Raw genomic sequence first — 12,313 nt, 5'->3', positions numbered from 1 at the left:
GATCGTGGCTTCGGCACCAAACGTCGAGCGAAAGCCTGCGCTAAAGAAGAGCGGCGAAAGTAGCTCGCATTTCGGCGAAGCAGGGCTGCGGCTGTTTGCTCGCTGGCAAAGCGCGTCTGCGATTTCCGCTCTGACAATTGCTGGTATCCTCCTTCACTTGTTTCTGCGTTACGTCTTGGAAACGGCGCCCGCAGCCTATCTTTCTCCTCTTTTTGTCGTCTTGTTTTTCGGTGGAATCCCCCTCGTCCTCACCTTGACGATGAAAGCTCTGCACCGCGAATTCGGCTCCGATTTGCTCGCGGGGATTTCCATCGTCACTTCTGTGCTGTTGGGTGAATACCTCGTGGGAGTCATTGTTGTCCTGATGCTCTCGGGAGGCACGGCTCTTGAACAATTCGCTTCGCGCCGCGCATCCTCGGTCCTCGATTCCTTGGCGAAGCGGATACCTTCAGTGGCTCACCGCAAATCCGGTTCGAGCATCTCCGATGTGGCCCTCGAAAATGTCGCCATAGGCGATCTCTTGATCATTTTCCCCCACGAAATCTGTCCCGTGGACGGAGTCGTTATCGCGGGTCACGGAAGTATGGACGAAGCTTACCTGACCGGTGAACCGTTCGAAATTTCGAAGATACCCGGCTCTCTGGTGATTTCCGGCGCGGTCAATGGCCAGTCGGCTTTGACCATTCGCGCCGAAAAGCTCGCGGTCGATTCGCGCTACGCAACCATCATGCGCGTCATGCAGGAGACCGAGCAGAGGCGCCCGCGGCTCCGTCGCCTCGGCGATAAGCTCGGCGCGTGGTACACCCCCATTGCTCTCCTTCTCGCGATTGCTGCATGGGCGCTGACGCACGAGTCTCATCGTTTTCTCGCCGTGCTGGTTGTCGCCACGCCTTGCCCGTTGCTGATCGCCATTCCTGTTGCCGTTATCGGCGCCATTTCACTCTCCGCGCGTCGCGGCATCATCATAAAAAATCCCGGTGTTCTCGAGGAAATCGATCGCTGCCGGACGTTGATTTTCGACAAGACTGGAACGCTCACCTATGGCCGGCCGGCGCTTTGGGAAATCACCTGCGTTCCAGGCTATCTGCGTAAGGATGTCCTTCAGCTCGTCGCCAGTTTGGAGGTTTATTCGAAGCATCCGCTCGCTGCGGCCATTCTCGAAGCCGCTCGGGCCGAAGGGCTGTCCCCTGAACCAGCCTCGGAAATCAGCGAGCGTCCCGGCGAAGGTCTCCGCGGCACCGTCAACGGCCGGGAAATCCTGATAACAGGTCGAAGCAAACTCGCGCGACAGAACGTAAGTCTCCCTCCCGTTGTACCCGGCCTGGAATGTTTGGTATTTCTCGACGGCAACTTCGCTGCCGCATTTCACTTCCACGACGCGCCGCGCCAGGAGAGCCGCCTTTTCTTGGCTCATTTGAAACCGCGTCACGCCATCAATAATGTCATGCTCGTCTCCGGCGATCGCGATTCCGAGGTTCGCTATTTGGCGGACCTTGTCGGAATCAGGGACGTCCATTCCGCGAAAAGTCCCGAAGAAAAGGTCGAAATCGTTCGCCAGGAAGCTCGGCGCCAGAAAACTCTTTTTGTCGGCGATGGAATCAACGATGCCCCAGCGATGCAGGCGGCAACTGTGGGCGTGGCATTTGGCTTGAGCAGCGACATTACCGCGGAAGCCGCCGACGCCGTCGTGATGGAAACCTCGCTTGCCAAAGTGGATGAATTGATGCACATCGGCCGCCGGATGCGGCATATCGCGCTTCAGAGCGCGGTCGGCGGCATGGCTCTCAGTGTGCTCGGCATGCTCGCTGCTTCGCTTGGCTACCTTCCTCCTGTCGAAGGAGCCATCGTGCAGGAGGTCATCGACCTGCTCGCCGTCTTGAATGCTGTGCGCGTCGCTCTGCCATTTAAGGCGCTCGCGGATTTCTGAACGGGCTCTCTCCGCGCACTCCCGATCAATTCAATCGGCATCATCAGGAACCGGCGCGAAAGAAACAGACCCGGCAGGCTTCTGGTTCCTGCGCCAGCGTGATAAAAGCCAGGCGAGCAATAGGCAGGCACTGATGCTGAGACTCGCGTCCGTGACGTAGCTGCCCGTCAGACCGCCGCGATCGTATCCGCGCCCATCAAGAAATTGCATATAGATGATGGGCAGGTTGATTGCCGACAACAGAAGGCTAAAAAGCGTCGCGGCAAATGGATTGTTTGGGCCGATCACCTCGAAGGTGATCGCATTGCTGGCCGAAAATGCCAGCGCCTGAAAGAGGTTCTCGCCAGTGATCGCGATTGCGAAACTTCCGGGCGTGTGCGGTAGAGCAATCAGGCTGAGCGTGAAAAGCGCGCCCACGATACCGATGCTCAGGTAAATCGGGCGAAGTGCCATGCGGCGAACGAGGGGAAACAGAAGAAAGCTGCCGGTGATGCCGGCGATTGTCGAGCCGATTCCGGCAAAAAGGCTCACGGTTCGTTCGTTGGCCGAGAAGTCTCTTCCCATTCCTCCCAGAATATTGGTAAGCGCGAACGAAGCTGCCGGAAGCAGGAAGAGAAGAAGTGCAGTCTGCACCTCCCGCCGGCGCAGCAGAGAAGCAACTTCGCGGCAGAAGCGGCCGAAGCTCTCGCTTGCCAGTCGGCGATCGGCCGGTGGCGATGGAATCGCAAGGAAAGATGCCATCGGAAGCAGGATCGTTCCCCCTATCAAAATTGCGGACAGGGTTGCGTTGAACCGTTGCAGCACTTCTCCGGAAAGGGCTATCATCAGACCGCCTGCGCCGATTGTTGTTACCGAAAACCAGATGCCGAGTTCACCATCCTGCTTTTTGCTGATTAGGCTTCCCATCCAACCGCCAACCGCGCCCGAGTACAGGCTCGCAGCAAGAAAGCCGGGGAGCATGACCGCTTCCACAAGGCCGGAACGGTTAGAGTAAGCAACAGTGATTCCGACGGTAAAAGCCGTGATGGTACCGAAAATCAAGGCATACGTTCGCCTGCTGAGCCGTACGTCGAGCATTGGAGCGATAGTGAATGCCCAGAAGCTTGGTGAGAGGATGAGCGCGGTGACGCTGGCAATGTGGCCGGCAGGAATTCCATGGGCGGCAAAGAGATCAGGAATGATGACAGCACAGAATCCGCCCGTGAGCCCAAATAGAGCATTCGACAGGCCCATTAACCAGATCGGGGGAAGTCGCCGTCCCGTTTCCATGCAATAAACCTCGTCAATGCTGAGTGGACAAGAGCTTGAAGACGAATACCCGCTGTTGCTTGTTCTACGGCACGCAGAGGTCCGGACGAAGACGTATTTATCCGGAATTCGCTTTTTGCCATTCCGAGAAAGCGCAGTATATACGTTTCGGCTCGTCCCCATAACCGTTTTCCCAATCATCGTTCAAATGATTTCAATGTCGCGGCCGCAAAATTTTGCGCCTTGGTCGGGTGGCGCAGACTTTAATGTTTAGATTTTCTGTGTGCCCCATGCTCGGTTTGGGAGCGTGGGGCTTTTCGCTTATTATGCGGTGGGCAACATGCTGACCGACGGGACCAACACCTACGCCTACAACGCCGAAAGCGAAATCAAATCGGCGGCGAGCGTGACGTACACCGGAGTTTATCCTGAGCTTGCCCGCCGTGGCGGGCGCAGCCGAAGGAACGGCGACGGCAACCGCGTCGAGAAGGCCAGCGGCACGATTTATTGGTACACTTCGGCTTCGCTCAGTCCAGGCGGCGCGGGAACGGAAATCCTCGACGAGTCGAACAGCAGCGGGACGATCACCAACGAATATGTCTTCTTCGGCGGCAAGCGCGTGGCCATGCGCAACGTCACGAGCGGCACAATCTACTACTACGAAGAGGACATGCTGCGGAGTTCGCGTACTCAACGGGGCCTCCCAGGTCGACGGCGAGTCGAGCCTGGGCGGCAGAAAGGGCTCCCAGGTCCCCGGCAAGGGGAGCCTGGGAGATCGGTCCAGGCGGGGCAGACGTCGGTTTGTTACGATGCGGATTTTTATCCGTTTGGCGGGGAGCGCGACATCACCAACACCTGCACGCAGAACTACAAATTCGAAGGCAAAGAACGCGACACGGAGACGGGCAACGACGACTTTGGAGCGCGGTATTACACATCGCGGCTAGGAAGATGGCTTTCGGCGGACTGGTCAAGCGTTCCCGAGGCGGTGCCATACGCGAATCTGACGAATCCGCAGACGTTGAACCTCTACGCCATGGTCAGAGACAACCCGGAGACTTTCGCCGATCTCGACGGACATGTTTCGTGCGGGCAGACGCTGCCCGGTTCGAACGAGGATTGCACGAAAACCGCGCCGAGCCCTGCCGCCACCACAGGCGGGAACGACCCTGCTTCGAACACGAGCGGCGACAGCCAGCCGCAATCTCCAAGCGCGACTGCCGCGCAGGACGCGGCAGACGCAAATGCGGCCCAACAGCAGAACCCGAATCAGAACCAAGATGCAGGCCAGGTTCAGAATCAACAGCAGCCTGGCCAGCAACAGTCGAACGGACAGCAGAATCAGCCCTCCTCGAGTACAAACATTCCGGGAAGGCTTCCACCTGCGGCAAATCCCGCAGGGAACGCCGCAAAACAGAAAACGTTCCGACCTCAAGAAGAAACGAAACCGGAACTTCGGAAAATCAATCGACCGGCCCCAAAGATACTTGGTGAGAAACCCGTCGAAGAGCTTACAAGGTTCGAGAGGATTACGTTATTCATCGCACGATTCGCCACTGCCGTTGCCAATTTTGCCGGAAGATTGGTGGTTCCGGTCATGGTGAGGCCGCCGTGTAACAGTGGACCGGGTGCACCGCCATGCATGTCCTAGGGCACAGGCCGGTCTTCGGAGAGTATTCTTGCTCAGAGTCCGCAAAGCAGAATAATAGAAAGAAAAGATATGCCTGAGAATCAAGGAACAGTTCCAAGCGGTGAAGTCAATTGGGATCGTTACAACCTTGCCGTTGCAATGAGAGATTCAGGTCACGTCGCCGAAGCTCTCGACGAGATACGCAAGCTGACACATTTCGCGTCGGACCCCAACGAAAAAGCTACCTTGCTTGCAAACGAGGTCGTCTGTCTCAGATTGATGGGACGTTTCGAGGAGGCTTGGGGGGCGTTGAAGCAAGCTTATCCGCTCGTTCCTGAGTGCAGTCCAACCTATGTGTTTCTTGGCTTTCACGAATCGCGCTTGTTGTTTGACCAACTCCGTGGCGAAGAGGCACTCAGACGTGTCGAGGGGCTTCTATCGCATTGTGCAGACACGTTGCAAGAGCTAGAGGCAAAGGACACCTACGAGAACCTTCAAAGCCTCCGTGGAATCTTGTTAGTGCAATTGAATCGTTCAGCCGAGGCACGTCCAATTCTCGAAGCGGCCGCTTCCTATGAGCCGGCATGGGACTGGGTTTCTTATTCCCTTGGGCTCTGTTATCTCGATCTTGGCCAGTTGGACGAGGCAAAACGACGGTTTAGGGAAGCTCTCGATCTGGGTGTGTCTGGTGCATTGGAACTGAGAACACACTATAGGTTGGGAATCATTTACTTCGAGCAGGAGTCGCACGGATGGGCAAGACAGGAGTTTGAAACTTGCCTATCCTTGAAAGAGGAGAGGGATCCGTCTCGCAGAAACATCTATGAATGGCTCGCGGCTACCTGCCATGCTCTCGGGCAGTACGACGAAGCCGCGAAGTACAGCAAGTTAGCCAATCAAGGCTAGAGCGGGAAAGATCACGACCTGCCCCGGGTGAGCGCCCCGGAGTTTTTGTACCAGGCGGGTCGCGCAGGCTACGCGATACGTTCAACGGGATTTTGCGAAGTGGGTGGCGCACCCTTCAATGTTTAAGGGTGCGGTTTTGCTCAGTATCTTTCGCTTGGCCGAACAAAATCTGAGCGTCTCTGCCACAACGAAGGATCAGCTTTCGTTCACCGGCGCGGCATACGACGCGGCGGGCAACATGCTGACCGACGGGACCAACACCTACGGCTATAACGCCGAGAGTGAAATCAAATCGGCGGCGGGGGTGACATACACCTACGATGGCGACGGCAACCGCGTCGAAAAATCCAGCGGCACGCTGTATTGGTATGGCCTGAACAGCGCTCCTTTGGAAGAAACCAATCTGACGGGCGGGATGCTGCGGGATTATATCTTTTTCGATGGCGCGCGCATTTCGGTGTACACGCCTACATCGACGGTGCTGGGGTTCTTTGACGATCATCTGGGATCGACGAGCAAGCTGGAGGAAGTATCCTCTTCGGGAACAGTGAGTCAGGGATTTGACTCGGACTACTATCCGTTTGGGCGAGCGCATCAGTTCAAGGACAGCTACGATCCGGCGTTCAAATTCATGGGGAAGGAACGCGACGAAGAGACGGGGTTGGACAATTTTGGTGCGCGCTACAACGATTCGACGATTGGGCGGTTCATTTCGGCGGACTGGTCGAGTGTTCCCGAAGCGGTGCCGTATGCGAACCTGACCAATCCTCAGACGCTGAACCTCTACGCCATGGTCAGCGACAACCCGGAAACGTTTGCGGATCTCGATGGGCATTTGTCGGGAACTGAGGGGTTGTGCTGGGTCGATTTTTGCGCAGGAAGTACGCAAACCGAGGCGGCTCGGGAAGGTGACGGGCCTCCTGCGCCGTCGAACACAGGCGACGGGCAGCAGCTTTCTAATTCGCAACAGGCTGCAGGCGCAAATGCGAACGTACAATCTGACCAACAAAAAGCGAAGGAGCAGAAGAAGCCCGGTTTCTGGAAGCGCACTTGGAACTGGTTGACACACCACAAAACCGAAGTTGTCGTCCAAGTTATGATTATGGCTGCGACTGATGGTGCCGCAGGACCTGAGGAAGTGGCGGGCGATGTGGCAGAAGCCACCGCTGAAACCGTGGGGGAGAGCGTTGGCACTGCAGGTGAGGCAGCTGAAGCGGGCTTCGCCGACGATTCAAGCCTCGCCGCGCACTTTGAGAAACACGGCGCTGAATTTGGAGCTAAAAGCGAAGGCGAGTACGAAGCGCTCGCAAAAGACTTCCTGAGTGGACCTAAGCTAGAAGGCGTCCTCGAGAAGGTCAGGCCGAACGGCGACATCCTCAGGTATAATCCTGCCACAAACGAATTTGGAGTCATAAGTAAGAGCGGAGCCATTCGAACGTTCTTCAAGCCAACTAATGGACTGGCTTACTTCAATGCGCAGTAGGGCTTCGACCGAGTGTCCGGTGTGCGGATTTACCGGATTGAATGGCCCACCATACGATGAGCACGGATGTCCCACTTACGAAATTTGTCCCTGCTGTGGGACCGAATTTGGCTACGACGATGCAGATACGTCGCATGCAGCACTCCGGGAGAAATGGATTGCGCAAGGGATGCCGTGGTGGAGCACTCGTAGTCGCCCGCCAAGCGGATGGAATGCCCGACGGCAGCTCCAGAACGCCGGGCTAATCCATTAGCGCCCAATGGAAGATGACAGCTTGATCCGGCGTTCAAGTTCATGGGGAAGGAACGCGACGCGGAGACGGGGCTGGACAACTTTGGGGCGCGCTACAACGATTCGACGATTGGGCGGTTCATTTCGGCGGCAAAAAGGGCTCCCAGGTCCCCGGCAAGGGGAGCCTGGGAGATAGGCCGTGCCGTTCCCGAGGCGGTGCCGTATGCGAATCTGACGAATCCGCAGACGCTGAACCTGTACGCCATGGTCAGCGATAACCCCGAGACCTTCGCCGATCTCGACGGGCATGATGGTCCTCCTTCGTGCGGGCAGGCGCTGCCAGGTTCGCTCCAAAATTGTACGCCCGCTGCACCGAGCCCTGCCGCCACCACAGGCGAAGGACAAAAAACCGGCACAGGCACGGGCAAATCTTCGACCCAAAACGCCCAGAATCTTTCGGTGGAGACCGACAAGAATGGCGTCACGACCGTCACGCTGCGCAGCACTGACGCGAATGTAACGACGAACAAGGACGGCTCGATCACCATGACGACGACCGCGACAACGCAGACATATAAGTTCAACTCGGCGGGAAACCTGATTAGCGGCCAATCCCAGACCGTGGGAACAGCATTCACCATGAAGGGCGACCAGTATACAACGCAAGCGATCAACTCTTCGCGCACGTTGACCTCGGCCGAAGCCACCCGCACGCTCGGCGGAACGGACTTCAGCCATATGGATACCAGAGGAACACTGGCTCGCTTCCCAGGTACCGTCGCCGCCGACGCCAAGGCGCACCCATTTCAGTACCTCTTCAAGGTTGGCGAAGTTGGAGGTCTCTTCTTTCCTGTGGCGCAAGAGTATGAAGGTTTCAAACTTTCCCTGGAGCTCCATGTGGCCGCCATAGAGCTGGTGAAGGCATTGGAGGATAGGTAGGACCATCGAATGGCGACTGGCGATCAAATGAGATTTCGTCTTCCCGGTTGGATCATTTTAATGCTGTCAGGCATCTGTTTCGCGGACGCTTTTTATCTTGGGTCGGGCGTGTGGGGCAATCCCTTGGCGGACACGTGGGGTGGTGCCATGAATGGCGTCGTGCTGGGGATGATTTTCTTCATCCACGGGAGTACCGGCCCGAGGCGGGCGGACGTTGTACTTGGGGCTTGCGCCTTTGCGGGGTTGGGGTTAGCGCTGGATCACGGACTTCTAAACGAACACAATCCGCTTTGGATCATCCTACTGGTGCTCGTCATTGTCACGTGGTTTCGCGGCGCGTGGATCGAGAAGCGGCAAGCCAAGAGCGACGCCAAGAGCGGCAACGACCGTTCGTTAACGTAGAGGAACAGAAATTCTCGACGAGTCCAATACCAGCGGGACCAATTGCTGGAGCGAGCAGTATGGCTACGATGCCTGGGCAAATCTGCTGACGATTGCGAAAGTATCGGGCTATTCGTCCTGCGGGCAGCCGGATAATTTGAGCATCAGCGTGACCACGGCGAATCAAATCAGCGGCTACACGTACGATGCGGCGGGGAATCTCGATACGATTCCGGGCACCGGCGGCATAACCTTCACGTACAATGCGGAAAACGAACTGACCACTTCGTCGGGTGCGTGAATTACACCCGAGTTTATCCTGAGCGTGCCCGCCTAGGCGGGCGGCGGGCGCAGTCGAAGGGTACGACGCGGGAGTCGTTTCCGATTCCTTCCTTTTCGGCCCTTCACCCGTTTACCCTGACGACGGAAGAGCCGAAGGTCGTCCTTCTTGCAATGGTATGGCTTCGATTCCCGCGGCCTGTCATATCGCAGGTTTGACCACACCCTCAGTCCGAGTGACAAATTGCACCAAAATTGTGCAATCCCAATTTCCTCATTTTTTGGAGAATTGTCTCTTTGCATTTTGCCGATTCCGCGCACATTGAAATCATCGCATGATTTTCACCGGCATCGCTGCGAGGCCCATTTTATGGGCCTTTTCGCACACTTCGCCGCCGCATCGCGCCTCGCGAATGCCCAAAACACAAAAATTCAAAAATCACTCAACCAGTCCAATTCAGGGGAAAATCATACAGGCCAATTTACGGCGAGTTTCCTTAAGTTCTTTGTAATCAATAACGCGACCAGGCCAATTTGTCTCTTTTCGGCCTTGAATTGAAAATCGCCTTCTTGAATTATCCCCGCGAAACCTGTTTCGCTTTTTCGTTCAGAAACAGCGTCATCGTTCGCGGCGCCGGCCCCGCAGGAAGATGCGCGATGAGATGCCGCGCGAGAAGTTTGAAAATGTGCACTGTGGTTCCCGCGCCTTCGGAAATGCCGTGCGTGCGATTCGGATACGTCATGAAGTCGAAAGATTTTCCAAGTTCGATCATGCGATCGACGAGCAACTGCGATCCGGCGTAGTGAACATTGTCGTCGCCGGTGCCGTGCACGAGCAAAAGTCTTCCTTGCAATCCTTCCGCGAAATTAATTGCCGAACCTGCTCTGTAGCCGTCGACATTTTCTTGCGGCAATCCCATGTAGCGCTCTTGATAAATTGTGTCGTAGATGCGCTGATCGGGAACCGGCGCAACGGACATGCCCACGCGATAAATTTCCGGCGAGCGAAACATCAAATTCAAAGTGTTTGTTCCGCCGCCGCTCCAGCCCCACACACCAACGCGATCCATATCCACGTACGAGCGATCTTTCGCAATCGCGCGCACAGCCGCGGCTTGCTCTTTCGAAGAAAGCACGCCGACGGCGCCGTAAATTATTTTTCGCCATGCGCGTCCTTTCGGCGCGGGCGTCCCGCGATTATCAACGGAGGCGATCAGATATCCGTGATTCGCGATGGCGCGATGATACAAGCTCCCAGCGCCATGCCATGCATCGAGAACCGTTTGCGCCGCAGGTTCTCCATAGACGTTGAAAAGAATCGGATACTTGCGCGACGGATCAAAATCGGCGGGCTTGATCATCCACGCATCGAGCGTCACGCCTTCGCCGATATCCACTTGAAAAAATTCCACAGGCTGCTTGACGAGAACTTTTATTTTCTCAAGCAATGCTGCATTGCCGGCCATCACGCGCACGGCGCGATGATCGGGAAGGCTGATGAGTTCGGTGATCGGCGGAACATCGAAGGACGAATACGAATGAAACGCCCACTGGCAATCCGGAGAAATATCATAGTGATGCACGCCGGGCATGCTCGCGGGAGTGAGGCGCTCGGGCGCAGCGCTGCCGTCCATGCGCGTACGAAACAGAAAATGCTGCGTGGCATTATCCGGCGAAGCAATAAAGTAGAGGAAGTCTTGCGCAGGGTCGGCGGCGAGAACTTCGATGACATCGAAATTGCCGCGCGTGACAAGGCGCGCACCGCTGCCATCGCGCGCAACGATATAAACGTGGCGCCAGCCATCGCGCTCGCTGACCCAAAGAAAGCCATTATATTTTGCGAGCCACCGCGTATCTTCGTTCACGTCAACCCAAGCGGCGTCTTCCTCGCGGAGAATCTGACGCGTGTGGCCGCTATGGCCATCGGTGAGATAAAGATCATCCTGGTTCTGGCGGCGATTGATGTGCTGGAGAAGAATGTCATTTCCGTTGCCGGTCCAGTCCATGCGCGGGAGATAGGATTTTTCCGAATCGCCGACGACGTTGAGCCATTTCGTGTTTCCCTTATCGATGTCCACGATGCCGATGCGAACGTTGGAATTCGGCGTGCCGGCGGAAGGAATGCGGTAGGTCCAGACCTTTGGATAGACACCGAATTCCGGATAGGGAATCTGCGTGACCGGGTCGCGAAAGCCTGCGCCGAGATTGTTGATCATGGAAAATTCGCGGACGGGGCTGGAATCAAACTGGAAAAAAGCGATGGTGCGGCCATCGGGGCTCCAGCGAAAACCATCGCGCACGTCGAACTCTTCTTCATAGACCCAGTCAGATGTGCCGTTGATGACGGTTTCGTTGCCGTCGGGGGTGAGCTGCTTGATTTTTCCGGAGGCGACCTCCTCGACATAAATATTATTCGCGCGAACATACGCGACACGAGAGCCATCGGAGGAAAATTTCGCAAACATGAGTGTGGATGGGGCGACGTCGCCTCCGAGCTTGCGCAATTTTTTTGACTGGCGATCGAGGACCCAATAATCGCCGCGCGTATTTTCGCGCCAGACACGCGCAGAGTTCGTGTAGATCAGGAGTTTCTCGCGGTCCTGCGACCATTGGAAATCGTCCACGGGCAAAGGCACTTTCGCGCCCGAGGGAATCAAATCGGCGGAAGAGAAAAGGACGGTGCGCGCGCCGGTTGCAGTTTCGTAGCGCGCAAGCTCCTGCGTCTCGCCATCGTCGAGGGAGCGTTCAAGGATGGTGAAGGATTTTCCGCCTTCATCCCAGCGCGCGGGGCCGAAACGTTCGCCGAGAAATTCGCGTGAGGAAAAAATGTGCTCGATCCATTCGTTGAGAGAGGCGGGAGGAAGAGCGGAAGATTGTTGGGAACCGGCGGATGAAACAGGAGGGGTAGGAACGGCGGCATCCAATTCGCGGAACGGGGAAAGCCCGCCAGTGATAGCCGCGCCGGCGCCGGTCAGGGCAGTGGCTCGCAGGAAGAGGCGGCGCGAAATGCGAGATTCACGATCCATGCAAGGCTCCTCACGAAAATTATGACCGCGGCATTTTTACCCATGAAATGACGAGAGTCACGAAAAATCAGTGAGGCGTGCGAACAGGTGTACGGCAAGAGTCAGTTTGAATATTGATTGCGTGTGTTACGAGCCAGAGAATTCAAACATCCACCCGGGAATAGCGCGACTCGGGAGGTCGCCATGGCGGGCAGGCGCGAGCGGGGCGAGCAGGATAGGCACTCTCGAAACCAACAGCAGATTGCCGCCACGGCGAGCATGCC

Annotated in this window: 9 protein-coding genes; 7 read left to right on the top strand and 2 right to left on the bottom strand. The window is 56.6% G+C overall.

All coding sequences use genetic code 11. From position 1 onward, the window contains the following. Positions 1-4: 4 nt before the first annotated feature. Entirely contained in the window at positions 5-1,927 is a 1,923-nt protein-coding gene (locus VGR81_06735; protein HEV2288633.1) for a heavy metal translocating P-type ATPase, read from the top strand. A 30-nt stretch (positions 1,928-1,957) separates the two neighbouring features. Here the strand turns inward: VGR81_06735 and VGR81_06730 are convergent, their stop codons facing one another. After that, a complete protein-coding gene (locus VGR81_06730; GenBank protein ID HEV2288632.1) occupies positions 1,958-3,196 on the bottom strand; it encodes a hypothetical protein in 1,239 nt (412 codons plus the stop codon). Positions 3,197-3,515: 319 nt separating this feature from the next. On the opposite strand from VGR81_06730, the gene VGR81_06725 reads away from it, so the two are divergent. The 6 genes from VGR81_06725 (at position 3,516) to VGR81_06700 (ending at position 9,046) form a co-directional block, all read left to right on the top strand. Further along, complete coding sequence (locus VGR81_06725; protein ID HEV2288631.1) at positions 3,516-4,826, top strand: RHS repeat-associated core domain-containing protein; 1,311 nt, start codon at positions 3,516-3,518, stop codon at positions 4,824-4,826. Positions 4,827-4,895: 69 nt separating this feature from the next. Next, a complete protein-coding gene (locus tag VGR81_06720; protein HEV2288630.1) occupies positions 4,896-5,711 on the top strand; it encodes a tetratricopeptide repeat protein in 816 nt (271 codons plus the stop codon). A 103-nt stretch (positions 5,712-5,814) separates the two neighbouring features. Beyond that, complete coding sequence (locus VGR81_06715) at positions 5,815-7,194, top strand: RHS repeat-associated core domain-containing protein (GenBank protein ID HEV2288629.1); 1,380 nt, start codon at positions 5,815-5,817, stop codon at positions 7,192-7,194. A 294-nt stretch (positions 7,195-7,488) separates the two neighbouring features. After that, positions 7,489-8,364, top strand: a complete 876-nt coding sequence (locus tag VGR81_06710) for a hypothetical protein (protein ID HEV2288628.1) — start codon at positions 7,489-7,491, stop codon at positions 8,362-8,364. A 9-nt stretch (positions 8,365-8,373) separates the two neighbouring features. Then, a complete protein-coding gene (locus tag VGR81_06705) occupies positions 8,374-8,766 on the top strand; it encodes a hypothetical protein (GenBank protein ID HEV2288627.1) in 393 nt (130 codons plus the stop codon). A 136-nt stretch (positions 8,767-8,902) separates the two neighbouring features. Then, positions 8,903-9,046, top strand: a complete 144-nt coding sequence (locus VGR81_06700; GenBank protein ID HEV2288626.1) for a hypothetical protein — start codon at positions 8,903-8,905, stop codon at positions 9,044-9,046. Between the two features lie 553 nt (positions 9,047-9,599). On the opposite strand, the gene VGR81_06695 is transcribed toward VGR81_06700, so the two are convergent. Beyond that, a complete protein-coding gene (locus tag VGR81_06695; protein HEV2288625.1) occupies positions 9,600-12,050 on the bottom strand; it encodes a S9 family peptidase in 2,451 nt (816 codons plus the stop codon). Positions 12,051-12,313 lie beyond the last annotated feature (263 nt).

The sequence above is a fragment of the Candidatus Acidiferrales bacterium genome (assembly GCA_035934015.1).
Classification (GTDB): domain Bacteria; phylum Acidobacteriota; class Terriglobia; order Acidiferrales; family UBA7541; genus DAHUXN01.
The sequence above is the reverse complement of the archived record's forward strand: the minus strand, read 5'-3'. Positions and strand labels throughout refer to the sequence as shown.